Below are 25,053 nucleotides of genomic sequence, written 5' to 3'. Positions count from 1 at the left end.
GAATCAGGTCTCTGGCAGTCCCTTCAGTCGCTGAGAATTACTCGGGTAGTTCGCGGGCGACCTTGCCCTGATAGTCGATGTCGTCGCAACGCAGCGGAAAAAACTGCCGGCGGGACGATCGCGACTATCGGCATAACAGGCGGTTACACCGCTGATCACCACTATGGCGAAGAGGCGGTAGGCCTCTTCCGCCGTGAAGTCGTGGTCTGAGAGGAAGGCAGAGACGTAGCCGTTGATGTTCATGCTCTCGCCGTGGTGTTGCTGCAGGTGTTTCTCAATCTCATAGGCGAGTGCGAGGTGCTCACCCACTTCGAAACCGAGCTCCTGGCTAAGGCGCTGCATTGGTGGAATGCGCTCATCGCCACGGGCGATGGGGCGCGCGTAACCGGTGATGGTTGGTTTGCTGCCACGGCGGCCGCACTCATCCTGGATGATCTCAGCCACACTCTGTCCAGCACGGTATTTACGCAGTGCCTGTTGAATGAAGCCAACCCCTCAATCAGCGGCAGAGATCCGTAGCTGCGTGAGTCGGCTGCCAGTGTGCCGAGGGTGGTGGCGGCGACCACACGTCCCCGGGCGCTCGCGGTGAGTGCGCCGATCTGATTGCACCAGATACGCGGATCGGGCCAGCTGAGGCAGATATGGACCGCTTCGATCCACTCGGCCAATCGCCGTTCCGGCATGCGACCGGTGGCGTTGAGCATGACTACCTGCATGTAGCTGTGGTGACCGACCAGCTCATCCATCATCGAGTAGCCGTGGCTCATCACACCCTCGCCGATACGCCAGCCCCTTGCGGCTGAAGATACGGCCATGTACCCGTTGCCAGGTATAGTCGTGCGAGTCGTTACTCCTCGAAGACATAGTGTTCATCCTCAAGAAAGGGCATCGCCGTGAGCGGTTTGTTCGACTGTTCCAGGCCGTGGGCCAGTAGTCCCGGCGCCTGCAGGAGTTGAAATAGCCCGCCGCCAGCACGTGGTTTGATGCCGAAATCTACGAAGATCGCCGCAGCGATACCGGTGTGTAGCACGCCCTCGTTCGCTGGCTGCAGTGCTTTGGAAAACTGCACTGCCCAGTGTAGTGTCTCGCCGCAACCGGGCAGGTCGATCAGATGTTCGCTGAGTTTTGTGGCGATCGGGTCGATATCGCCGTAATGGCTGCCAAAACCGGGAGCGATTTGATGATCGCCTTCATGCTCGGGCTGGTATTCAGCGAGCAGCTGTTCGGCGAGTGTGTAGGGCTCTTTACGACGGCTGCGACTGAGAAAACGCATCGATGCCTCGATCTCTCCCGCTCCCGCCACTCTCCCCAATACACCCAGACCGATCGGCAGGATATGCAGTGGATCGGTTTTTCCGACGCCCGCGAGCATTGCCGCCTGAGTGGCAGGGGTGGCGGGGCCGGGGCTGATCATCGCGACCATCAGGGTGTCGAGCAGTTGTGACTCCTCAGCACTCGGCAATTCACCGCGAAACAGTAGGTAGAGCACATCGGAGAAGCGTCGTTTGCTTACCAGTGCCATCAGGTCGTAGCCGTGCAGTCGCTGTGATTCGGCGAGAAACGGGTTGTCAGCAGAAGGGCTCTCTTGCCAGATGCGCGTGGAGGCGCGTGGCGCGAAGCTCTCCTCGCGCCGTTCGACCTGCTATGGCTCACAGACGATCCAGATGCAGGCGCAGCTCGGCCATCACTCGCTGCTCTTCGAGTGGGTAGTCACCGGGGTGGCAAGCGCATCGCTGCTCGGTTCACGGGCATCCTCATCGAAGATGTTATAGCCGGTCAGGGCGAGTTCGAATGGCATACTGGCGGGTGCGATGCGCAGACTGAGATCTGTGAGCAGATAGTCGTCGATGTCGCTGCGTGTATCGGCGGGATTACGCTGGCGATCCCCTACCCAGTTGGTCTGCATGCGCAGGGTGGCTGCATCGATAAACTGCCACTGTGCCGCCGCACTGATCTGCTGGCCAGGGGCATCGGGGATCTCGTCACCGTTTTCATCCTCCGAGTGCTGCCAGGCGTAGTTGAGATCGAGCGAGACACGTGCGGTGGGTTGCCAGTCGAGTTCGAGCTCGAGGCCGTGACCTGTCTGCGTCTCGGTATTCTGGTAGGTGCTGGTGCCGGTGCCGACATCGGCGACGGTGTCGATCAGATCCTCGCTGTTGTAGGCGTAGAAGTTGATTGCCATGCGGCTGTTGAAGCTGGGACGGTAGTCGAAGGCGAGTTCTAGAGTGTCGATGGTCTCAGGATCGAGATCGGAGTTACCGAGAATCGAGGGGTTGTTAATGTACTGCGTCTCACTGAAGGCCGGGGCACGGAAGGCGCGACCGTAGAGCAGTTTGCTGGTGAGGTTGTAGCTGGTAGCCCAGACCAGCGCCAGGCGTGGATTGGTGGTGCTGCCAAAGTCGGAGTAGTGGTCGTAACGAACGCCCGCGGTGAGTGCCCAGTCGTTGGCTAGCTGCCACTCATCCTGCGCCAGTAGATACCAGAGCTGACGATTGGTGTCGGGCATAAAGACGTAGGCGGTGTCGGTTACATCGGTGAGGGTGCCATCGACCACCGGCTGGGTGCCATCGATAATGCCTGGACCGAAGTTCTTGGTCTCATCGGTTTCAATTGAAACGTCGGAGGCACCGACACCAAAACGGAAACGGTGGTTAGTGAGGCCGGTATAGATGAAGTCGAGATCGAGCAGATGACGCCTCTCCTCGCCACCGGGGTTACCGATGATGCCGTCGGGGAAGCTAACCATGCCGACTGGCGTGGCGAAGTCGATGTTACCGTCGGCCCCGATTGGCATTGCCGCGCCCGGTGGGAAGAGTTCGAAGTGGGTGAACTGGTCCTGATACTGGAAGGCGTAGCGGGCGTGGTACTCGAAGTTATCGCCTAGAGTTTTTCCATATTCGATGTCGAAGGCGTAGCTGTCGACTTCGGTGTACCCCGTGTTGTCGAGTGCGCCCGCAACACCGGGGCCGACCACCAATCACGCTGTAACCAGCCCCAGAAGCCGAGTTTCAGGCCTCCGTTGGAGAGGTTGAGGGAGGTATTGATGACATCAGAGGTGGTGTCGAGTGTGCCAGGGGCGTTGGAAGCAGGTGGGACCAGGGCGAAGGTGGTATCGAGAAAGGTCTGCAGATCGGCATCGACAACCCGTGAGCTGTCACCATCGCGCTGTTGCCACTCGAGGCTAAAGGCGGCATTCCAGTCACCGAGTTGTTTGCCCGTCTGGATCCAGGTTTCACGGCTGTCGATGGTATCGGTGCGTGCGCCGAGCGTCAGGCCGTTGTATCCCTCGTAACCCTTGGTGATGACGTTGACCACGCCAGCGAAGGCATCGGCTCCGTAGATGGCTGAGCCTGGACCACGTACCACTTCAACGCGGGCGATATTCTCCACCGGCATGGAAAAGCTCGGTGGTCGACTACCGGTTGTACCATCGGTGATGCGCATGCCGTTGACCATGAACAGCACCTGCGGATTGGTGTCAGCATGGATACCACGAATCGACCAGATTGAATTGAGGCGGTTGAATGAGTAGGCGACATGCAGCCCTGGGACACGTTCGAGAACATGGTCGAGGGTGGTGGCGCCCATCGCCTTGATCTGTTCGGCGGTGATGACGCTGGCAACCGAGGGAGCCAGATGCAGTGGTTTGTCGGACCCGGTGGCGATGGTGACGCCTCTCCTCATCGCCATAGAGCAGAGCCAGTTCGTCGTACGATTCATCCGCGTAGAGTTGGCTCGTCGATATGGCGAGCGTCGCAGCCATACCTAGGGATAGGGAAAGGTGTTTCATCACAGTCTCCAGCATGCTTATTTTTGGTGGGCGCGTGCCAACCAAAATTTTATCGGACGATTATTGCCCGCTTGCAGCTGACTGAGGGTTACGTTCGATTGCCGCTGTGGCTTCGTCCGTGACACTGGCTTCCTTGTCAGCTCTTCCTGCCTTTTTTATTGGTAGTGGGATTGTTACGGTAAACGTGGATCCCTCTCCATCTTTGCTCTTGACGTTAACATCACCACCCATCAACTGGCAAAGTTGACGGGTGATGGAGAGTCCCAGACCGGTTCCCTCAAAACGCCTTGAGAGGCTGCCATCGACCTGTCGAAACTGGTCGAAGATAAGCGCCTGTTGCTGCTCATCCATACCGATGCCGCTGTCACTGACGGCCAGTTCGAAACGGTCCTGGTTAAATTCTGCAGAAACGGTGATCTCACCCATGTTGGTAAATTTGGCGGCATTACTCATCAGGTTAAGCAGGATCTGTAACAGACGGGCTCGGTCGATGATGAGAGTTGATGTCGGGCTCGGGTGGTTGATGGTGAGGTGGTTGCCGTTGCGCTGTACCAACGGTAACAGGGTGTCCTGTGCCTCGATCAATACGCCCTCAAGATCGACCATTTCGAGGTTGAGTTCCATGCGTCCCGCCTCGATTTTGGCCAGGTCGAGAACCTCATTAATCAGCCCAAGCAGGTGGTTGGCGCTGGTCTGTACGCGCTGCATATCCTCGCCCATATCATCGAGTCCCTCATCAAGCAGACCCTCAATCGCCAGATCGGTGTAGCCGATGATTGCCTGCAGAGGGGTGCGCAACTCATGGGTGATATTGGCCAGGAACTCTGATTTATGCTGGTTCGCCTCTTCAGCAGCGGTGAGGGCGAACTTGAGATCACGGGTACGCAGTGCGACCTCCGATTCAAGTACCACATTCTGTTGGCGAAGCTGACGATCTCGCTCCTCAAGGGTGTCGACCATGGCGTTGAAGATGGTGGCGATGTTGACCACCTCGCGAGGACCCTCCTCGGCGGCACGAACATTGGTCTCACCGCTGCGTTTCTGTTGCATTACGCTGGAGAGGTTGAATAGCGGGTTGGTCAGGCGCTTGAGGATATGGTTGAGCAGAAACATCAGCGCCAGTGCAGCGGTGAGTGCGATAAGAATGTTATTGGTGAAGATGGTGAAACGAATATTCTTCAACGTCGCCTTGCTCATGCCGATGTAGACATAACCGAGATACTCCTGTGAAGGAGATTCGGCCGCATAGTCGGGCATGCCATCATCGATGCCCTGGAGAAATACGGGGGCAGCGAAGTGCCAGGCGTTCTGGTCTTCACCGAACAGTGCCGCGTTGGGCAGCGCGGCGATATTGAGCGGTGGGATGGAATAGGTGGCGTTGCGACCCTGGTTGGTCAGTATCTTTCCATCTCCGCTGACCAACATCACACGTTGTACGTCGGGGAAGGCGAGCGCGATCTCGATGGGGCTTTCAGCATTTTCAGGGCTGCCATAGAGCAGTGCCAGTGCCGATTGTTGGGCCAGGTTTTGAGTGATCTGTCGACCCTGTGACAGCATCAGCTCGCTGGTGCGCACACTACTTACCCAGGCGGTGGCAAAGGAGGCGATGGCGGCGAGGGCAAGTAGTCCGAAAGAGAGGGTGATGAAAAGCTGGTTTCTGAAGCTGCTTTGTTTGCTAAACAGGCGGAACATTCGCTGACCGCCATGGATAGCGAAGCGAAGGCGGTTAGTCCGCGATAGTCGACGCCGTCTGCATATTCGTAGTTGAGAGCGCGAGCGGACGACGAAGAAGATGCAGCAGCGGCTTTATGTCGGCGTAGAGTCACTGAGGGAGTTGTGTAGAGCCGCGAAGAGGTGATTACGCAACGTACGCAGGACGGTCGGGGCGCCGAAGGCATAAACGGTCGCGTTAAGTTTTGCTGTTTGCTTGGGCTTGGATGCCCAAAACAAACTTTCGCAAAATAGCGACTCCCGCCCATCGATGAGTCCTGCTATCGTCGTAGAGGGAAGGTGAGGGATATCTGCTCACGTAACCGGCTGTTGTAGTTCACACCGAGGTGTGAGGCGGTACGCATGTTGACGGCAATTTTGAGCGCCTTGAGCGGCTCAAGTACTGGCCCCCGGTTGGGATTGCGAATGGAGTCGACAACGATCTCGGCCAGACGCAGGCCAAGCCCACGGTGGTCAGGAAAGAGGGCAAACAGCGTCCCCTTGCGAGTGTGCGAGGGGTTGCTGGAGAAGACCACCAGTCGTTTCTGCCATGCCTGTTTCAGAATCGAGGGGAGAATGGTCTTGCCAGGGGCGACCTGATCGAGTGGCAGCCAGAGTGCATCCTCACCATCTCGGACCATATCAAGCACGGCGTTGTACTGCAGCACCGCTTCACGGCTGCTCTCGGCCTCTTTGCTAATCAATTCGATGTCGTATTTGCGTGCCAGTTTGGCGGCGCGTTCAATCAGCCAGCCACTCTGTTTGCGGTTGTAGACGGTAAAAACCCGTCGTACGGGTGGTGTAAGTGAGCCGAGTCGGGAGAAGAAGGCCTCGGGGTCGGCGGCCAGTGAGACACCCGAGAGTCCGTTGGGGGCGATGAGGGTGGCGCCAACGATGACAGGGATATCGGGTTTGAGATCTCTGGCGACCTTATGGCTCTGCTGGCCCAGGGCGATAATGGCGGTGGCATTCTGGCTGGAGAGCCAATCGTCTGCCCGCTGTGTGGCATCGCCATTGGAGAGCCGGTGTGCAACAACAGTGATACCGGGGTGGCGTTCGATGCCCTCGATGATCTTCTCGAAGACCTGGCTGTAGGGCGCGCTGACATCGGGATAGATAACCGCAACGCGAGTGGGTACGGCCGCAAAGGAGGTAGAAAGCGGCAACAGTAGTACCAGACACAGAAGCAAGCTGTATCTAATCTGTGACCTCCTCTCTTTCACTTATCCTCCTGATTTCAAGGCCTCTAGTTGGGCCAAGCGAAATAGAACGCTTATCTTTTTATTCTAGCAGTCATCATCATGGATGCGGGTGGCGAAATGCAAGCGTTCAAAGGGGATAGGGCCTGTATCGGACTTATAGGTAGCGCCCACCGGCAGCTATGGCGCTGGTGAGCAGGCCCAGTATCAGATTGGTGCCAACAATCACGCGAATGACGGCCAATGCCTTAGCGCCGTCGGGCCACATCTGCGCAGCGACGGCGCGCTTCAATTCGGGGTAGGGGATAAAGTAGACGTAGCCGTAGAGCGCCACCATCAGCAGACCGATGGCAAGCATGGCGACAACGTGTACTCCGACATAACCCAAGCCACCGAATAGGCCGAAGATCATCCAGAAACCGGTAGTGACGACCAGCACGACGGCTACCCAGACCCAGAGGAAAAAGCGATCGAATACGCCCAGCCAGAGGCGCAACCGCTGGGGCGGTTCAAGTTGTGAGGCGGCGATCGGGCGCAGTATCTGGTGGGCGAAAAACATGCCGCCAACCCAGACGATCGCCGCAAGCATGTGCAGGGCGATGATGATCGGCATGAGGGTGTTGATCTCTGTAGTCATTTGATTACTCGACGGTGATGTAGCGATTTTTGTTGGTGGTATGACGTTCCAACCAGCCATGGATGCGCTTGATCAGATGTGTCTCCAGACCGGAGAAGAAGTGGTCGGCCCCGGCGATCTCAATCTGACGGTAGGTGACCATGCCGCTCTTGCGACTACCGTCGCGGCTGGCAACGATTGGTGAGAGTTCGAAGCTGCTGGTGCGCCGCGATTTTTTCAGGACCTGTGCATTGCGGTGTGCGGCCAGACGACGTGCGGTGACTGAGCGGAGTACGTTCTTCTGGTCGTGGCTGCCGTAGATATCGAGAATCGGGATATCGATGTGCTCGAGTAGGGCCGGGGTGTCAAAGCGCGGATCAATCTTACGATTCTCTCCCATGCCGATGCCAACGAATCCCTTGATCGCCTTGGGTTTATTGCGAGCGATGTAGTCGGCGGCCATTGCCGCACCGAGACTGTGGCCGATCAGGCTGATGTTCTTGATGCCTTTCGATTGTAGAAAGGCGATGGCGGCTGCAATGCGGTTGCCAGCATCGTCAAAGAGTGAGGCGTACTCTTTTCGTGCTGCGTTATTGGGGCGTACAGGGAGCTGAATAGAGAGGGTGCTCCACCCCTGTTCGGGCAGTGTGGTGCGTAGCGGCTGGATCATCTCCGGCCAGTCGGGGTGCGTACCCATACCGTGCAGGATAACCACACCGCCTAATTGTGCGCCTAGGTGCTCCTCAGTGTAGATCGCGAAGAATTTCTGTGAGCCGGCTGTCAGCTCCACCGCTTCACCATCCAACAGTGATTCTTTGATCTGCTCTGCCCAGCGCTGCTCCTTGGCGCTATCGGTCTCAAAGGAAGGAGGCTCGGCCGCGGCAGCAGGCGTCTCTGCGCTGAAGCCGGTCACAGGGGTGATCAGTAGCAGTAGGGCAATGATTTTACGGCGCATTATTTATCAGCATCCCGGTTGCTGGCATAGCGTGAGTATAAGGTAGCTATCGGCAGAGGGCCTATAAGCTGGAGCAGAGTTATAACCATTGTATAGAAGTGGTTTATAGGGGGTGCGAGCTCAATAGCTGAAAAATTGGTCTCAATCGGGTAGAGTCTGCCGTTCGATTTTTTCCATACCGCCATATGGCGGGTGTTTCTATACCGATTAAATAAGAGGCGAAACCCATGGCCGATTTTCAGATTGCCCCCTCCATCCTCTCCGCTGATTTTGCTCGTCTTGGCGAAGAGGTCGACAACGTACTGGCGTCGGGCACCGACATCGTCCACTTCGATGTAATGGACAACCACTACGTGCCTAACCTGACCATCGGACCGCTGGTCTGTGATGCATTGCGTAGCCATGGTGTTACCGCTGATATCGATGTTCACATGATGGTCAAGCCGGTTGATCGCATCATCCCCGATTTTGCCAAGGCGGGTGCCACCTACATCACTTTCCACCCTGAGGCCTCTGAGCATATCGATCGTAGCCTCGGTCTGATCCGTGAGCTTGGTTGTAAGTCAGGTCTGGTATTCAATCCTGCTACTCCACTGTCGCACCTCGACTACGTGATGGACAAGGTCGACATGATCCTGCTGATGTCGGTCAACCCCGGTTTTGGTGGTCAGAGCTTCATCCCTGCGACCATGGATAAGCTGCGCGCTGCACGCAAGATGATCGATGAGTCGGGCTTCGATATCCGCCTTGAGATCGACGGTGGCGTGAAGGCTTCTAACATTCGTGAGATCGCCGAGGCGGGTGCCGACACCTTCGTCGCCGGTTCCGGTATCTTTGGCAATGGTCAGGCGTCTGATGCAAACGGCTACGACACCATTGTTAAGGAGTTCCGTGACGAGCTGGCTAAGGTCGGTAGTTAATCGCGTTAAATCAATCTATAGAGATACCGCGAAGGACGCTAAGGGGCGCAAAGTAAAACCAGCTCTGGTTAGCTTTGTGAGACTTGGCGTCCTTTTCGGTTAAAGAATTTATGTCTGTAAAAAAACCTGAAATGATCCTCATTGATGTCGATGGCACACTGGTCGACAGCGTTCCCGATCTCGCCTATTGCGTCGACGAGATGATGAAACAGCTCGATATGCCGGTACACGGTGAGACGAAGGTGCGAGACTGGGTCGGTAACGGTGTTGAGCGTCTTACCCGTCGTGCCCTGATCGGTCAGCTCGATGGCGAGCCCGATGATGCGCTGTTCGAGAAGGCCTATCCGGTCTTCCTCGATCTCTACGCTGAGAATACCTCCAAGCGCAGTATGCTCTATCCGGGTGTGACGGAAGGTCTCGCGTACCTCAAGGCGGCTGGCTTCAAGCTCGGCTGTGTCACCAACAAGGCGAGTCAGTTCACCCTGCCGCTACTGAAGGATCTCGGTATTCACGACGAGTTTGAGATCATCATCTGTGGCGATACGCTGGCGAAGAAGAAACCCGATCCACTGCCACTGCTGCATGCAGCGGAGTTCTTTGGCGTTGAACCGGCCAATGCGACCATGCTGGGTGATTCGGTCAGTGATGTGAAGGCGGCACGCGCAGCGGGCTTCCAGATTATCTGCATGAGTTATGGATATAACCACGGCGTCGATATTCGTGACTCGAATCCCGATGCGGTGATCGACTCGATGGCCGAACTTGAAGGGTTGTTGGGAAGTCTGGCAGCCTAAGCCCAAAGATCATTACCTGGAGCAGGAAGATGAACGGAGAACGAATAGCGGAGCGATGGTGTAGCTAACACTACCCCCTTTTTTCATGCTTCGTTTATTAAAGAATAACTCCAGGTGATGACAGATGAATCAACAACAGTTCAATGCACTCGCAGCCGAAGGCTATAACCGTATCCCACTGATGCGCGAGGTGCTGGCTGACCTCGATACCCCGCTCTCCACCTATCTCAAACTGGCCGATGCGCCCTATACCTATCTATTAGAGTCGGTGCAGGGCGGTGAGAAGTGGGGGCGTTACTCCATTATCGGATTGCCCGCACGTACGGTGCTCTCCGTTAAGGGGCATGAGGTAACCGTTAGCTGTGATCACGTGGTGCTTGAGCAGAGCACGGAAGAGGATCCACTCGCCTTTATCGAGCAGTTTCAGGCGCGTTACAAGGTGCCAGAGGTTGACGGTCTGCCGAAGTTTACTGGCGGTCTGGTCGGCTACTTTGGTTACGACACGGTGCGTTATATCGAGCCGCGTCTGGGCGAAAGCCCCAATGAGGATCAGCTCGGCAATCCCGATATTCTGTTGATGCTCTCCGATGAGGTGGTGGTATTTGATAACCTCAGCGGCAAACTTTTTGTGGTGGTCCACGCCGATCCGAGTGATGCGGCTGCGCTGCAGAAGGGTGAGACACGTCTTAGCCAGCTGGTGCGTCTACTCGATGAGCCTCTAAAGCGGGCACCCCACGTGCAGAGTCGTAAGGTGAGTGAAGATGATTTCGTCTCTGGCTTTACTCAGCAGGGATTCGAAGAGGCGGTTGCCAAATCGAAGCAGTACATTACTGATGGTGACATCATGCAGGTGGTGCTTTCGCAGCGACTCTCGATACCCTACGAGGCACCACCGCTCGACCTCTACCGCTCGCTGCGCAGTCTCAACCCCTCGCCATACATGTACTTCCTCAATCTCGAGTCGTTTCATATCGTCGGCTCCTCCCCTGAGATTCTTACCCGCTATGAGGACGACAAGGTCACTGTGCGACCAATTGCTGGCACCCGTCCACGCGGCAAGGATGAGGCGGAGGATCGAGCGCTAGAGAAGGAGCTGCTTGCCGATCCCAAGGAGCTGGCTGAGCACCTGATGTTGATCGATCTAGGGCGTAATGATGTTGGCCGAATCGCTGAGACCGGTAGTGTAGAGCTGACCGAGGAGATGGTGATCGAGCGCTACTCTCACGTGATGCACATCGTCTCCAACGTTGAGGGTGATCTGAAGAAGGGGATGAGTGCGATGGATGCCCTGCGTGCCACCTTCCCAGCCGGAACTGTATCGGGTGCCGCCAAGGTGCGTGCAATGGAGATCATCGACGAGCTGGAGCCGGTAAAACGTGGTGTCTATGCCGGTTCGGTCGGCTATCTCGGCTGGCACGGCAACATGGACACTGCCATCGCGATCCGCACCGCCGTGATCCAGAACCGTACCCTCTACATGCAGGCGGGAGCCGGTATCGTCTACGATTCAGTGCCGCGCAATGAGTGGGACGAGACGATGAACAAGAGCCGCGCCGTGTTCCGTGCTGCAGAGATGGCCGCTAAAGGGCTGGATAACGCTCAGCACCGTTAGCAGTGTGCTGGGTCGTTGTGCACGACCCATACATCCTCTGCATTACGATACGCATTGACCGGTAGTGATGACGGGAAATTGCGACTCGACGAGAGCGCCGTTATTCGTGACTCTCATCATTTGTTGCACTGAACAGCAGGCTAAAAAAAGATCTCTCTGCTGAGTTCAAGCGGGTATCGGAGTCCTTAGATGAAGATGGCTCTGCCGTGATATGAGGTTTGTGCGCGCCCAGATGACGCCTCTCACTTAAGCGCCTGCAGTTGAGGCGGCGATCACTCCTTGGTCATGCCAGATAGTTCTCAATAACATGCTCAACCCATTCGGGCGAACCGAAGGGAAGGTCTAACTCACGCCGGTCACTGGCCCTCCTATCAATCATTGCTCGCGTAACCATAGAATTGTTCGCCTCCTGTCGTTGTCACAGACCAAGCCCATGGCCTCAGGGTCTACTCATTGAGACCCTGATGGGGTCCCTTAGTTCTTTAATAAGAGCTGGCGGTGGCTTATATGAGGATAATGTGAGTGATGAAGTCGATCTCTCGATTTCATGTAATTGGTTGATATAGTTTGTGTTAATGGTTGGTGGTAGAGCTTGTTTCGCACGACGATGGAAAATCCTGATAAAAGTACTATGTTTTGTGTCGGCGTAGACGTTATCTAGCCGATTCACGGCTAAATAACCCCATCAACTGTCCCATCAAACGAAGACAAGGAGGATGTCATGGCACGCTATTACATCGATTGTCGAGACTATCCCAGTGACAAAAACTGCTCAGTAGCGCTCTCCGCTGATAGTAAGGAGGAGCTCCTTGATGCAGCCATTCAACACGGTACCCGAGTACACGGTTACGAGGACTCACCTGAGTTCAGAGCAGAGATGACCAAGATGTTCAAAGAGGGATCTGCACCACCCTAGGAGCAGATCAAAGAGAAGGCCGGGGCTGGTCGCGGGTTATCTCATTTTGAGTGATCTATGCACTGGCCCCGGCAGCTGCTAAGAAAGAAATCAGTAAATGATAGATGCAGTCCGCACGGTTTTACCCTTTTCCCTTACCCGCACATACACACCCAATATCTAAGTTCTCAAGGCCACATCGAATGTAGTGATAAATAGAGATATCTCAGGGCAGTGGTAGTGCGTGATAATCTCTATATGATTGGATGTTGGGCATGCAGGATATGGTCTTCTCTGGTTGCCTCTTCTACTCGAGTTCAGAGTTTTATGACATGTGGAAAAAATGGATTTTCTTGGTCTGGATTGAGCGTTGAGAACATATAACAAGAGCTATACAACACTACTGCTCATCGGTTTTGGCACCATGCTGATGCTGATGATTGGTTTGATGGCTGCGAGTCTGGCCTCGATGGACAAAACACGTCATCAGCTCGATAAAGTCGTTGATGACCATATGACCAAGGTAGCGTTATCAAAGCAGATGCGAACCGCTGCGCGTAGTCGCACGCTGATTCTATTTCGACTGATTCATATCAGTGATCCTTTTGATCGTGACGATGCGTGGATGAAATACAATCAGAAGGCCATCGACTTTATTCGTGCGCGTAATGCAATTCTTGATATGCCAATTTCCGAGATCGAATCGGGGCTGCTCACAGAGCAGGGAAAAAAATCGCGGGTGGCTATTCCTATTCAGAATAAGATCCTTGATCTGATTAATGAGGGTTACATCAAGGAGGCCAGTTCGCTTCTAAATGTGGCAGCCGTACCTGCGCAGGCAAATGTATTGCGCGTTGTTGACGATTTCGATGTCTACCAGAATGCCAAGGTACGAGAGGCACAAAATTGGGCTATCGAAGACATGGAGTCGATGCGTCGCCTCATCTTGATTGTGGGGATCGCGGCGTTAATGATCGGTGTGGCAATCGCGTTGATTGTGATGAGAGTCATTCGGCAACGAACCGAGATCGATATCTACCACGCAACACACGATACTCTGACTCGCCTACCAAACCGCGCCCTGTTGCTCGACCGGTTGGAACAGTCGTTGTTGAACTCGAAACGGAGTGGAAACACTATTGCTCTGATGTTTGTTGATGTGGACCGATTTAAGTCGATCAACGATACCTATGGTCATGCAACGGGTGACCTGGCACTGCTCTCTGTCTGTGACACCATTCAAGGCCAGCTACGTGAAACGGATACTCTGGCCAGATTAAGCGGTGATGAGTTTATTGTATTAATGGAGAAAGCTGAGAATCAGGATGATATTGGTAGAATCGCTGAGAGAATTCTACAGGCGTTCAAAAAGCCTGTTCTACTCAAAGGGATTAGTGTTGAAATTGGTGTAAGTATCGGTGTCTCACTTCACCCCGAACACGGAGAGACTCCGGAAACACTAATTTCGAATGCAGATACTGCTATGTATGAGTCGAAGAAAAAGGGAAGAAATTGTTGGAGCCTCTTTCAGAGCACTTAATTTGTTGGCGTACTGATCAGCTGGTTGAGGAGATTCATGAATCTTCTATAGTTCTTAGAGGTTGCCAGTAAAACACGCAGAATCAGAAAAGGGGCCAAATGGCCCCTTTCGCTTAGATCATTTACTGCAGGTTTGTGTTTCTACCATTACAGCTAAAGCAGACTTACAGTCTACTTCTGCTCCTGAGTTTGATCCTTCTCTTTGTTTGTATCTGTTGCATTGTTCTGCTCTTGATCCTGCTCTTTGGTTGGCGCGCTCTCTTCGCCGCCACAGCTTCCACAACAACCCATTTTGAAACCTCATACGTTTGTGTTTAAGGGGAGCGATACTAACACCGGTTCAAGGGTGGAGTGTTGATATAGGACAAGAGTGGTTGTTGATCACTCCGGTGTGTCCTCTATGTCGGGTGTGATTAACATGTGTGCATAGGTGGTGAGGTAGATGGCGTAGGCCAATACCCAAAGTCCGCCAGCCAGGGTAATACTCCAGTTGCTGTAGGAGGGTGCTACGGCGGGGAGGAGTACCCGCACTGCAGCGCTAAGCAGAATTGAGATATAGGCCAGAGTAATGATGCGGGGCGGCTTAAGCGGGCGACCAGTATGACCTAATGTGATGCGGGAGATCATTGCCAGAATCATTCCCCCCATCGCGCCGACCGTGAAGCTGTGGAGTGCAGTGCTGGGGTTCTCAATCAGGCCGATGCTAAAGAGCGCGAGAAGGAGAAAACCCAGAGGGATAAAGAGGCCGGGGAGTCGCTATTTTTGCGAAAGTTTGTTTTGGGCATCCAAGCCCAAGCAAACAGCAAAAACTTCACGCGACCGTTTATGCCTGCGGCGCCCGACCTCCTGCGTACGTTGCGTAATCACCTCTTCGCGGCTCTACACAACTCCCTCAGTGACTCTACGCCGACATAAAGCCGCTGCTGCATCTTCTCCGTCGTTCGCTCGCGCTCTCAACTACGAATAGGCAGACGGCGTCGACTATCGGGACTAACCGCCCTCACTTCGCTCTCCATGGCGGTCAGCGTAGGCGAGGTGGAGAGACCAGAGTAGTGGTTCGTGCCAGCAGTGTTGGATTCCCCAGCGCAGTGCTCGTCCACCGTTAGACAGCGCCCCGATAGTTGCGATCACAAACAGCAACCACGCAGGAAGTGAGGCAAAGCCGAACCAGGCCATAATCAGCGTCAGGATGATTGTGGTAATACTGGTGATCTCAAGCCAACGAATGGGCTGGGCCTTACGACAGTTAGTGGTGGTGAAGGCGGGTATGACGCGCCCCCCAAGGAAAGCGATGATCAAGACAAACCATAAAATGGCGGCGTGCAGTGTCTGCATGGCCAGTGCTGTCTCGCCCACTGTTACCGCCCAGTGTGTGACTCCATTGAGAAGTGTGAGTGTCAGAAGCAGAGGTATGAATATCAGATTGCGCCACTGTTTGACCTTAATAATGGGGTAGGCCATTGCGATGGTGAGCAGTAGTGGATAGAGCAGGTCGGCGGTGATGATGATGCCAGCCGGCAGGCTGCCACCAAAGGCGATCAGTAGGCGTGTTGTCAGCCATGCGCTGATCAGGACGAGTAATCGTTTGCCCTGAAGTGCTGTAATGCCTGTCCAATTGGCAACGGCGGTGAGCAGGAACCCGCCGACGATAGCGGCACCAAAGCCAAACAGCATTTCGTGGCCGTGCCACCAGAATAGACCACCGTAGGGTTGCCAGTTGAAGGGGGTGAGCCAGAAGTAGACCCACCAGGCGATGGCCACCACAGCGAAAAGGGTGCCACCGAGAAAGAGGGGCCTGAAGGCCAGGCTTAGTAGTGGCGGTGTTGCCGCTTTGGCGTGATTGTTACTCAATGAAGTTGAGCGGATTCTGTACGAGCTGTATCGAGTTCATCCATTTAGCTCAGCATGGGTGGCGGCAAAGGCCGCAATCGCCTTGTCCAGATCCGCTCTGGTGTGTGCCGCAGAGATCTGGGTGCGAATGCGTGCCTTGCCCTTAGGCACCACCGGGAAGAAGAAGCCGATGGCATAAATGCCCCGCTCGAGAAGTCTCTTCGACATCTCCTGAGCCAGATTCGCATCACCCAGCATTACTGGCACGATCGGGTGTTCGCCATCGGCGATGGCAAAGCCTGCGGCTCTCATGCCCTCACGGAAATATTTTGTGTTCTCTTCGAGTCGGTCACGTAGTTCGGTAGAGGCCGAGAGCATCTCCAGTACCTTGAGTGAGGCGGCGCAGATGGCAGGAGCAACGGTATTGGAGAAGAGGTAGGGGCGTGAGCGCTGGCGCAGCATATCGATAATCTCTTTACGTCCCGAGGTGTATCCACCCGAGGCACCGCCGAGTGCCTTACCGAAGGTGCCGGTGATGATGTCGACACGATCCATCACGCCGCAGTGTTCGTGTACACCGCGTCCAGTCTTGCCCATAAAACCGACCGCGTGGCAGTCGTCGTGATGCACCATGGCGTCGTACTGGTCGGCCAGATCGCAGATCTTGTCGAGCCGGGCGATGGTGCCGTCCATGGAGAAGACGCCATCGGTGGTGATCAGGATACGACGTGCGCCACCTGCCCTGGCCTCTTTGAGTTTCTCTTCCAGATCGGCCATGTCGTTATTTTTGTAACGGTAGCGGGCCGCCTTACAGAGACGCACGCCATCGATGATCGAGGCGTGGTTAAGCTCATCGGAGATAATCGCATCCTCCTTGGTGAGGATGGTCTCAAACAGGCCGGTGTTGGCATCGAAACAGGCGGCGTAGAGGATTGTCTCCTCCATGCCGAGAAACTCGGAGACCTTCTGTTCGAGTGTTTTATGAATCGACTGGGTGCCGCAGATAAAACGTACCGACGAGAGGCCAAAGCCCCACTGGTCGTAGCTCGCCTTCGCCGCCTCGATCACCTCCGGGTTGTTGGCCAGCCCGAGGTAGTTGTTGGCGCACATGTTGATCACCTCGCTGCCGTCAGCGAGGGTGATGTCGTTTTTCTGCTCCGAGGCGATAACCCGTTCGGTCTTCCATAGCCCCGAATCTTTGATCTCCTGTAGCTCTTTTTGCAGGCTCTCTTTGGCGCTTTTAAAACTCATAACAAATCCTCGATATCTAATTCATACGGACAACAGAGGGTTTGTACCCGTAGCGGCGGCGATCACGCCGCGAGTGTTGTCGGAAGGTACGCTCTGCTAGCGCTCACTCCAATCCAGAATCACCTTGCCGGAATCTCCCGAGCGCATCACATCGAAGCCCTTCTGGAATTCACTGTAGTGGAAGTGGTGGGTGATGATCTTCTCCAGCGGCAGGCCGCTCTGCACCATCATCACACCCTTGTACCAGGTCTCGAAGATCTCGCGACCGTAGATGCCCTTGATGTGCAGTCCTTCGAAGACCACCTTGGTCCAGTCGATGCCGGTGCCATCGGGCATGATGCCAAGCATGGCGATGTGGCCGCCGTTAATCATGTTGCCGAGCATGACGTTAAAGGCCTGCGGTGAGCCCGACATCTCCAGCCCCACATCAAAGCCCTCCAGTATGCCGAGGCTGCGCATCAGCTCCTTGGTGATCTCTTCTTTTTTAACATTGATGGTGATCGCCTTGGGCACGATCTTCTTCGCCAGATCGAGTCGGTACTCATTCAGATCGGTGATGACAATATTACGAGCGCCGGAGTGGGCCGCCACCATCGCCGCCATGATGCCGATGGGGCCCGCTCCGGTGATCAATACATCCTCACCGACCATGTTGAAGGAGAGGGCGGTGTGTACCGCGTTGCCGTAGGGGTCGAAGCAGGCGAGCACATCGGTGGGAATCTCGATGTTGGGGCGGAAGACGTTCTTGGCCGGGATCGAGAGGTACTCGGCAAAGCAGCCGTCACGATTAACGCCGACACCGATGGTGTTGGGGCAGAGGTGGCGACGGCCCGCCAGGCAGTTACGACAGCGCTCACAGACAATGTGCCCCTCGCCAGAGACGACATCACCAATACTCAGACCGGTGACGTTGGCGCCCATCTCAACGATGGTGCCGGCAAACTCATGGCCGATGGTCATCGGCACCGGAATGGTCTTCTGTGCCCACTCGTCCCAGTTGTAGATATGCACGTCGGTGCCGCAGATGGCGGTTTTCTCGATCTTTACCAGCACATCGTTGCCGCCGACCTCGGGGAGTGGCACCTCTTCGAGCCAGAGTCCCTCTTTGGCATGCCGCTTAACTAACGCCTTCATTCTCTTCATAACGCACTCTATGTCGGTGATCTGTTGATCTTGAACGTTTCGGGTTTAGCGGGCCAGAATAGCACCTGCCATGCGTTGTGTGTGGGTTTGGCCGAAGCCATCACGGAGCAAAGGTGGTAGTCGGTCCCGAATCGGACATAAGAGCTTTGCAGAGAAGTTGATATACTGCGTGGCCAAAGGGTGAATCGCTTACCCGCTCGTTTATTTGGACCCCGATTCAGACTCGGGCAGACAGGATAGTACTGATATGTTGTTGATGATCGATAACTACGACTCTTTTACCTACAACCTGGTGCAGTATTTTGGTGAGCTGGGTGCGGAGGTTGTGGTGCACCGTAACGACCAGATCACGGTTGATGAGATCGAGACGCTGGCGCCGGAGCGGATCGTGATATCCCCGGGGCCCTGCACACCCAACGAGGCAGGTGTCTCGCTGGCGGCAATCGATCACTTTGCGGGCAAGCTGCCGATTCTCGGTGTCTGTCTCGGCCATCAATCGATTGGACAGGCGTTCGGTGGCAAGATCATCCACGCCAAGCAGATCATGCACGGCAAGACCTCAATGGTTCATCACAACGATCAAGGTGTCTTCAAGGGGTTGAGCAATCCCTATGAGGCGACTCGTTACCACTCGCTGGTGATAGAGCGCGAAACGATGCCTGATTGTCTGGAGCTGACCGCCTGGACCAAGACGGCTGATGGTGAGATAGATGAGATCATGGGCGTACAGCACAAGAGCCTCAATATCGAGGGGGTACAGTTCCATCCTGAGTCGATCCTTACTCAGCATGGTCACGATCTGTTGAAGAACTTCCTTGAGATGCAGGGCGGTAGTCGCAGCTAGCGACCTCGCCTCCGTGACTCCCCCTTCGACTGCTGCGCCCCGGTTGGCGCTGCCTCTCTCCTTTGTGGTGGCGATGCTGGCGATGCTGGCACCGTTTACCATCGATACCTATCTACCCTCTTTCCCCAGTATCGCCAGTGAGTTTGGCGCCAGCGATCTGCAACTGCAGCAGACGCTGAGCCTCTATCTGCTCGCCTTCGCTGTTTCGACACTTATATATGGACCGCTCTCTGATGGTTTTGGTCGCCGTGGTGTGGTGCTGCTGGCGCTGCTGGTCTACGTTGCCAGTTCAGTCGGAGCGGCGCTGGTGGTCGACATCGATCAGCTGATTGTGATGCGCATCCTGCAGGGGCTCTCGGCCAGTGCCGGTCTGGTGGTGGGGCGTGCGATGGTGCGTGATCTCTACCACGGCCATGAGGCACACCGGGTGATGGCGATGGTGATGATGTTGTTTGCCATCGCTCCGGCTGTTGCCCCCCTGGTGGGTGGTCTGCTGCAGAGTTGGCTTGGCTGGCGTTCAGTCTTTCTCTTTCTTGCTCTGCTCGGTGCGCTGGTGACGCTGCTGTTCTATCTCGGCATCCGTGAAACGCTGCCGCGCGATAAACGCCACTCGATCCATCCACTGAAGGTTGGGCGCCTCTACCTCAACGCTTTTGTATCACCGCGTTTCATGGGGCTGACGATTGCGTTTTCACTGATGTTTGGTGGCTTCTTTCTCTATGTGGCGGGTGCGCCGGTGGTGATTTTTGAACATCTCGGATTGAAGAGTAACGATTTCTGGCTGCTCTTCATCCCGCTGGTCTCGGGTATGGCGGTCGGTTCGATGCTGTCACGACGCATGGCGGGGCGTATCGCACCGGAATGGATGTTGGCCGCTGGTTTTTTGATCATGGTGGTGGCGGGGCTGCTGAATGTTGCTCAGTCGCTCTGGCTGGAGACGACCCCCCTTACGGTCATTGCACCACTGACCCTCTACACCTTTGGTGTGGCGCTGGTGATCCCGATCCTTACTGTGATGGGGCTCGACTGCTTTCCGAAAAATCGTGGTATGGCCTCGGCGATGCAGGGTTTCCTGCAGATGAGTTACGGTGCGCTGGTGGCCGGTGCGCTGGTGCCGCTGTTTGCCCATGCGCTCACCTCGCTTGCGATGGCGATGCTGCTGCAGTGTGTGGTGGCGACACTGATCTGGCTAGCGGTTGAGAGCTTCACGGAAGCCCCAGTCGAAGAGGACGTTTCTTGACCCCTCTGCTGTAGGGCGACAGAATGTTCGGCTATTCCCAAACATAACTATTAGATAACCATAGGTAGCGAAATTATGGATATGCAGGCGGCGATTCGCGCGGTGACTGAGAACCGCGATCTGAGTGGCGAAGAGATGGGCAGCGTGATGAAGCTGATCATGACCGGTGAGGCGACCCCGTCGCAGATCGGTGGGTTTTTGATCGGGCTGCGTATGAAGGGTGAGACGGTCGATGAGATCGCGGCTGCCGCCAAGGTGATGCGTGAGCTGGCGACCCGCGTTGAGGTGGGTGGAGCGAACATGGTCGATATCGTCGGCACTGGTGGCGATGGTAGCAACACCTTCAACATCTCTACGGCATGCACCTTCGTGGTGGCTGCGGCCGGTGGCCAGGTTGCCAAACATGGTAACCGCTCGGTCTCCTCCAAGTCGGGCAGTGCCGATCTGCTCGAGGCGGCTGGCGTGAATCTCGAGATCACCCCTGAAGAGGTGGCGGAGTGTATCAATCAGGTGGGTGTCGGTTTTATGTTCGCTCCCAAACACCACAGTGCGATGAAACACGCCATCGGCCCGCGCCGGGAGATGGCGGTACGTACCATCTTCAATGTGCTCGGTCCATTGACCAATCCTGCCGGTGCGCCCAACCAGCTGCTAGGTGTCTTTGATGGTGCGTTGGTTGAACCGCTGGCCAATGTGATGAAGCAGCTCGGTAGCAACCATGTGCTGGTGGTACACGCAGAGGATGGCATGGATGAGATCAGCATCGGTTCACCCACCCAGGTGGCAGAGCTTAAGGATGGTGAGGTCACCACCTACACCATCACACCTGAGCAGTTTGGTATCAGCAGTAGCAGTATCGATGCGCTGGCCGTTGACGGTGCGCAGCAGTCGTTGGAGGTGATTCGCAACGTACTGCACGGCGATGCAGGTCCTGCAATGGATATCGTAGTGCTCAATTCAGGCGCGGCACTCTACGCCGCTAACCTGACCGACTCGCTAGAGGCCGGTGTTGAGATGGCGCGTGAGATGATCAACAGCGGCGCGGCCTGGGCCAAGCTCGACCATCTGGTGCAGGTGAGCCGTGGCTTTGGTGACCACCTCGAGGAGGAGCTCTACCAGGGCGAATAGCGCCGGGTGGAGAATATAACGATGAGTGATACTCCCGATATTCTGAAAAAGATCGTCAACCGCAAGCTTGAGGAGATTGAGGAGCGCGTTGCCAACACCCCGCTGCAACAGCTTCGTGATCAGGCGGAGCACGCCTTGGCGCCGCGCGGTTTTGTACGTGCCATCGAGAACAAGATCGTTGCCGGTCAGGCGGGTGTGATTGCCGAGATCAAAAAGGCCTCCCCATCGAAGGGTGTGATCCGCGAACACTTTGTACCGGCCGAGATTGCTGCCAGCTACGAGCGCGGTGGTGCGGCCTGTCTCTCGGTGCTGACCGATATCGATTTCTTCCAGGGGGCCGATGAGTATCTGCAGCAGGCACGTGCAGCCTGTGCGCTGCCGGTGCTGCGTAAGGAGTTCATCATCGATCCCTATCAGGTCTACGAGGCACGGGCGATGGGGGCGGACTGCATCCTGCTGATCGTGAGCTGTCTTGATGATGTGCAGCTGCGTGACCTGAGCGCACTGGCAGTTGAGCTCGGCATGGATGTGTTGATTGAGGTGCATGATGAGCAGGAGCTGCAGCGCATGTTGCCGCTGGGGCTGCCACTGGTCGGTATCAATAACCGTAATCTGCGCACCTTTGAAACCTCGCTCGATACGACGATTCGTATGCTGGAGCTGATTCCCGATGAACACATCGTGGTCACCGAGAGTGGTATCCATACCCCCAACGATGTGGCGCAGATGCGTGCCAACAGCGTTAACGCCTTCCTGGTCGGCGAGGCCTTTATGCGCGCCGAGGAACCGGGTGAGCGTTTGGCGGAGCTCTATACAGAGTAGGTTGTGATGATAACTCAGCAGCAGAGAGAGGCTAGTTAGGTGTGAAGCGTTACACTCTCTATGCGCTGTTGCTGATCCTGCTGATGGGCTCTCTGCTCGCCTGGTTGTCGTGGAGCCGCTTTGATGATTTCAGGCGCTACCACGATGAGACGGCTCAGCTCTCAGCAGAGGGTGTTGCCGATGAGATCAGTCGGCTGGTGGCAGAGAAGCAGCGTATGGTGCAGCTGTTTGCTCATGAGCATGTTCCACAGCTGGGCGAGATCATCAACAATCTTGATGACGAGCACTTGATGATGCTCTCCGGCCATATTAACGACTACTTCCCAAACTACTTTGCCGTCACCCTGACCGATGAGAAGGGTAAGCTGCTGATCGAGGATTTTGATGGTCTGGTCGGCGATGCCTGTCGGCACGATATCAGCACCTTCATTCGCGATGGTAGCTACACCCTGAGAATCCATCCCCACATCGATGTCTACCATTTCGACATCATGGCGCCCTTTGAGAGTGGTGGAAAACGCGGTGCGCTTTTCATCAGTTTTCACGCCGATCTGCTCGGCGGCATCCTGCGTAGCACCCAGACCCCCAGTCATCGCCTGATGCTGATCTACCCCTCGGGAGAAGATCTTATTGAGGTGACGGCCGAGGGACCACGTATCAATCTCGACCGTCACGACTATCGACTCAGCGCTGAAGAGCGCAGTCGCATTATGAAGCGCATCCCAATACCGGGGACCGCCTGGGAGGCGGTCGACATGCATGACCCCGAGCTCTTCTCCAGTTACCGGCAACAACTGCTATTGCAGATGGCGGTGATTCTGCTGCTCTTCTCGGCTGTGGTAATGGCGATGCTCTACTCGTTGGGACGTGCCGAGCAGCGTCGCCGTATGGCCGAGCAGCACAAGGATGATTTTCTCTCCAACGTGAGCCACGAACTGCGCACCCCGCTGACCTCGATTCGCGGTTCATTGGGACTGGTGATCAACGGTGTGGCGGGGGAAGTGTCGGAGAAGGCGAAGGGGTTGTTGGATATCGCCTTGAACAATAGTGAGCGGTTGAGCGGTATCGTCAATGATATTCTCGATCTGAAGAAGATCGAATCGGGTCAGATGGAGCTGGAGCAGAGTAGGCACGATCTTGTCATGCTGGTGCGACGCGCAATCGAGAGCAACCATAGCTACGGTGAACGCTTTGGCGCCGAGTATGTGTTGCTTGAGGCGCCCGATTCAGTGGAGGTTGAGGTCGATGGAAATCGCATCTTGCAGGTGATGACAAACCTGCTCTCAAATGCCGCCAAGTATGGTGCGCGGAATGACCGGGTTGAGATCGTTATCAGCGTGAAGGGCGAACGTGTTCGGGTGAGTGTAACCGACCATGGTGAAGGCATTGATGAGGCGTTCCATGAACGGGTGTTTGAGCGCTTTGCCCGTGAGGGCGATAGCTCGATTGAGCGCCCCGATGGCACCGGGCTCGGACTCAATATCAGCCGGGTGATCATCGAGGCGCACAGGGGTGAAATCGACTTCGATTGCGCTGGTCGTGACGGTACAACCTTCTACTTCGAGCTGCCGGTATCTTAGTAGCCGTGTGTTTTCAGGTTACGACTCAGCGCGTTCCGTAGACAACAATTGTTTTGCCCTTGGCCGAGATCAGGTGTTGATCCTCGAGCGTCTTTATTACACGTCCGACCATCTCTCGTGAACAGCCGACAATCCTTCCCAGCTCCTGGCGGGTGATCGATATCTGCATGCCGTCTGGGTGAGTCAGTGCATCGGGTTGGCGCGCCAGGTCGAGCAGGGTGCCAGCAACACGTCCAGTGACATCAAGAAAGGCAAGGTCGCTTACCTTGCGACTGGTATTACGCAGTCGGGTTGCCATCTGTGAAGAGAGGGCGAAGAGGATGTCGGAATCGTCCATCGCCAGCTGACGGAAGTTGTTGTAGCTGATCTCGGCCAGCGTGCATTCGGTGCGGGCGCGCACCCAGGCGCTGCGGGTACTGTCGTCAAACAGTCCCATTTCGCCAAAGAAATCACCGGGATTGAGGTAGGCGAGCACGATCTCGCGACCATCATCGTCCTCGATCAGCACCGAGACCGACCCTTCGACGATGTAGTAGAGCACGTCGGGTTTGTCACCTGCGACGATGATCACCGTTTTGGGCGGATAGCGGCGTTTGTGGCAGTGCTCGAGAAAGCGGTCGATGACCGGGTTTCCGGTGTCCTGTGGAATCAATTTTGTCATTATTTACCCATCTCCATGAGGGAGTCTTTGCAGTTTATGGTATAGGGCCTCGGCTTGTCGAACTGTGATACGCTTCGCCGTCTCAGAAAGCGGGAGCAAGCGTTATGAAGGCGAGAATCAAGTGGGTTGAAGAGGCGACCTTTGTCGGTGAATCGGGTAGTGGTCATGCCGTCGTGATGGATGGGCCACCCGAGCATGGCGGCCGTGACCTGGGTGTGCGTCCGATGGAGATGCTGCTGCTGGGTATGGGGGGCTGCGCCTCATTTGATGTGATCCATATTCTCAAAAAATCGCGCCAGGATGTCACCAACTGTGTGGCAGAGATCGAGGCCGAACGCGCTGAGAGCGAACCCAAGGTTTTCACCAAGATTCATATCCACTTTATCGTCAGCGGCAACGAGCTTAAGGATGGCAAGGTGCAGAAGGCGGTAGAGCTCTCAGCCGAGAAGTACTGTTCAGCCTCTATCATGCTCGGCAATGCAGGTGTGGAGATCTCACACGATTACGAGGTTGTTGCGTAGTGA

27 protein-coding genes are annotated in these 25,053 nt (G+C 55.6%); 12 read left to right on the top strand and 15 right to left on the bottom strand.

All coding sequences use genetic code 11. The features are described from left to right. Positions 1-3: 3 nt before the first annotated feature. The 10 genes from HUE57_RS18520 to HUE57_RS18480 form a co-directional block, all read right to left on the bottom strand. Positions 4-444: a hypothetical protein gene (locus tag HUE57_RS18520; RefSeq protein ID WP_174673677.1), complete on the bottom strand. Its 441-nt coding sequence runs from the start codon at positions 442-444 to the stop codon at positions 4-6. 294 nt (positions 445-738) lie between these two features. Next, complete coding sequence (locus tag HUE57_RS19820; protein WP_272901997.1) at positions 739-864, bottom strand: hypothetical protein; 126 nt, start codon at positions 862-864, stop codon at positions 739-741. Next, positions 848-1,522 (bottom strand): citrate synthase family protein, encoded by a 675-nt coding sequence (locus HUE57_RS18515; protein ID WP_174673676.1) that lies wholly within the window; start codon positions 1,520-1,522, stop codon positions 848-850. Before HUE57_RS18515 ends, HUE57_RS19820 begins: the two co-directional genes overlap by 17 nt. A gap of 162 nt (positions 1,523-1,684) precedes the next feature. Then, entirely contained in the window at positions 1,685-2,974 is a 1,290-nt protein-coding gene (locus HUE57_RS18510; RefSeq protein WP_236860738.1) for a TonB-dependent receptor plug domain-containing protein, read from the bottom strand. Beyond that, positions 2,881-3,720, bottom strand: a complete 840-nt coding sequence (locus tag HUE57_RS18505) for a TonB-dependent receptor (RefSeq protein ID WP_174673674.1) — start codon at positions 3,718-3,720, stop codon at positions 2,881-2,883. The genes HUE57_RS18510 and HUE57_RS18505 overlap by 94 nt, the downstream gene beginning before the upstream one ends. A 130-nt stretch (positions 3,721-3,850) precedes the next feature. Next, complete coding sequence (locus tag HUE57_RS18500) at positions 3,851-5,482, bottom strand: sensor histidine kinase (RefSeq protein ID WP_174673673.1); 1,632 nt, start codon at positions 5,480-5,482, stop codon at positions 3,851-3,853. After that, positions 5,371-5,769, bottom strand: coding sequence for a hypothetical protein (locus HUE57_RS18495; protein WP_174673672.1), 399 nt, complete (start codon positions 5,767-5,769; stop codon positions 5,371-5,373). Before HUE57_RS18495 ends, HUE57_RS18500 begins: the two co-directional genes overlap by 112 nt. Positions 5,770-5,781: 12 nt before the next feature. Then, a complete protein-coding gene (locus HUE57_RS18490) occupies positions 5,782-6,690 on the bottom strand; it encodes an ABC transporter substrate binding protein (RefSeq protein WP_172840337.1) in 909 nt (302 codons plus the stop codon). A 166-nt stretch (positions 6,691-6,856) separates the two neighbouring features. Next, entirely contained in the window at positions 6,857-7,336 is a 480-nt protein-coding gene (locus HUE57_RS18485) for a CopD family protein (protein ID WP_236725735.1), read from the bottom strand. Between the two features lie 4 nt (positions 7,337-7,340). Beyond that, a complete protein-coding gene (locus HUE57_RS18480; RefSeq protein WP_078484429.1) occupies positions 7,341-8,270 on the bottom strand; it encodes an alpha/beta fold hydrolase in 930 nt (309 codons plus the stop codon). A 227-nt stretch (positions 8,271-8,497) separates the two neighbouring features. Here HUE57_RS18480 and rpe point away from each other — a divergent pair, with 227 nt between their 5' ends. The 5 genes from rpe to HUE57_RS18455 all read left to right on the top strand — a co-directional run bounded on the left by rpe (position 8,498) and on the right by HUE57_RS18455 (position 14,031). Continuing rightward, positions 8,498-9,190: a ribulose-phosphate 3-epimerase gene (gene rpe / locus HUE57_RS18475; RefSeq protein WP_078484427.1), complete on the top strand. Its 693-nt coding sequence runs from the start codon at positions 8,498-8,500 to the stop codon at positions 9,188-9,190. 110 nt (positions 9,191-9,300) lie between these two features. Next, entirely contained in the window at positions 9,301-9,984 is a 684-nt protein-coding gene (locus tag HUE57_RS18470; RefSeq protein ID WP_078484426.1) for a phosphoglycolate phosphatase, read from the top strand. A gap of 124 nt (positions 9,985-10,108) precedes the next feature. Beyond that, positions 10,109-11,596, top strand: coding sequence for an anthranilate synthase component I (trpE, locus tag HUE57_RS18465; protein WP_078484425.1), 1,488 nt, complete (start codon positions 10,109-10,111; stop codon positions 11,594-11,596). 721 nt (positions 11,597-12,317) lie between these two features. Beyond that, positions 12,318-12,512: a DUF1059 domain-containing protein gene (locus HUE57_RS18460; protein WP_078484424.1), complete on the top strand. Its 195-nt coding sequence runs from the start codon at positions 12,318-12,320 to the stop codon at positions 12,510-12,512. Between the two features lie 349 nt (positions 12,513-12,861). Further along, the gene (locus HUE57_RS18455) at positions 12,862-14,031 is read left to right on the top strand and encodes a diguanylate cyclase domain-containing protein (RefSeq protein WP_135622354.1); all 1,170 of its coding nucleotides are present in this window, start codon (positions 12,862-12,864) and stop codon (positions 14,029-14,031) included. A gap of 380 nt (positions 14,032-14,411) precedes the next feature. Here HUE57_RS18455 and HUE57_RS18450 read toward each other — a convergent pair whose 3' ends face one another. Continuing rightward, entirely contained in the window at positions 14,412-14,762 is a 351-nt protein-coding gene (locus tag HUE57_RS18450) for an NnrS family protein (protein WP_272902049.1), read from the bottom strand. 40 nt (positions 14,763-14,802) lie between these two features. On the opposite strand from HUE57_RS18450, the gene HUE57_RS18445 reads away from it, so the two are divergent. Continuing rightward, on the top strand, positions 14,803-14,997 hold the full coding sequence (locus tag HUE57_RS18445) for a hypothetical protein (RefSeq protein WP_174672761.1): 195 nt from the start codon (positions 14,803-14,805) through the stop codon (positions 14,995-14,997). Positions 14,998-15,020: 23 nt separating this feature from the next. On the opposite strand, the gene HUE57_RS18440 is transcribed toward HUE57_RS18445, so the two are convergent. The 3 genes from HUE57_RS18440 to tdh form a co-directional block, all read right to left on the bottom strand. Next, positions 15,021-15,881 carry an NnrS family protein gene (locus HUE57_RS18440; protein ID WP_174673671.1) on the bottom strand — a complete coding sequence of 287 codons (861 nt, stop codon included), beginning with the start codon at positions 15,879-15,881 and terminating at the stop codon, positions 15,021-15,023. Positions 15,882-15,917: 36 nt separating this feature from the next. Further along, entirely contained in the window at positions 15,918-17,111 is a 1,194-nt protein-coding gene (gene kbl, locus HUE57_RS18435; RefSeq protein ID WP_078484421.1) for a glycine C-acetyltransferase, read from the bottom strand. A gap of 96 nt (positions 17,112-17,207) precedes the next feature. After that, complete coding sequence (gene tdh, locus HUE57_RS18430; protein WP_078484420.1) at positions 17,208-18,245, bottom strand: L-threonine 3-dehydrogenase; 1,038 nt, start codon at positions 18,243-18,245, stop codon at positions 17,208-17,210. A gap of 256 nt (positions 18,246-18,501) precedes the next feature. On the opposite strand from tdh, the gene HUE57_RS18425 reads away from it, so the two are divergent. From HUE57_RS18425 to HUE57_RS18405, 5 genes are all read left to right on the top strand, one after another. Beyond that, positions 18,502-19,098, top strand: a complete 597-nt coding sequence (locus tag HUE57_RS18425; RefSeq protein WP_078484419.1) for an anthranilate synthase component II — start codon at positions 18,502-18,504, stop codon at positions 19,096-19,098. A gap of 13 nt (positions 19,099-19,111) precedes the next feature. Next, positions 19,112-20,338, top strand: coding sequence for a multidrug effflux MFS transporter (locus tag HUE57_RS18420; protein WP_236725734.1), 1,227 nt, complete (start codon positions 19,112-19,114; stop codon positions 20,336-20,338). 75 nt (positions 20,339-20,413) lie between these two features. After that, positions 20,414-21,466, top strand: coding sequence for an anthranilate phosphoribosyltransferase (trpD, locus tag HUE57_RS18415; protein ID WP_078484418.1), 1,053 nt, complete (start codon positions 20,414-20,416; stop codon positions 21,464-21,466). 21 nt (positions 21,467-21,487) lie between these two features. After that, positions 21,488-22,288 carry an indole-3-glycerol phosphate synthase TrpC gene (gene trpC, locus HUE57_RS18410; RefSeq protein WP_078484417.1) on the top strand — a complete coding sequence of 267 codons (801 nt, stop codon included), beginning with the start codon at positions 21,488-21,490 and terminating at the stop codon, positions 22,286-22,288. 41 nt (positions 22,289-22,329) lie between these two features. Then, the gene (locus HUE57_RS18405; RefSeq protein ID WP_174673670.1) at positions 22,330-23,868 is read left to right on the top strand and encodes a sensor histidine kinase; all 1,539 of its coding nucleotides are present in this window, start codon (positions 22,330-22,332) and stop codon (positions 23,866-23,868) included. A gap of 25 nt (positions 23,869-23,893) precedes the next feature. Here the strand turns inward: HUE57_RS18405 and crp are convergent, their stop codons facing one another. Continuing rightward, complete coding sequence (crp, locus tag HUE57_RS18400) at positions 23,894-24,529, bottom strand: cAMP-activated global transcriptional regulator CRP (RefSeq protein WP_078484414.1); 636 nt, start codon at positions 24,527-24,529, stop codon at positions 23,894-23,896. A 104-nt stretch (positions 24,530-24,633) separates the two neighbouring features. Between crp and HUE57_RS18395 the strand changes: the two genes are divergently transcribed. Beyond that, positions 24,634-25,050: an OsmC family protein gene (locus HUE57_RS18395; protein ID WP_078484413.1), complete on the top strand. Its 417-nt coding sequence runs from the start codon at positions 24,634-24,636 to the stop codon at positions 25,048-25,050. The last annotated feature ends 3 nt before the right edge of the window (positions 25,051-25,053 follow it).

It is taken from the genome of Candidatus Reidiella endopervernicosa (assembly GCF_013343005.1).
Lineage (GTDB): Bacteria > Pseudomonadota > Gammaproteobacteria.
Note: the sequence above shows the minus strand (reverse complement) of the source record. Positions and strands in the feature narration are given on the sequence as shown.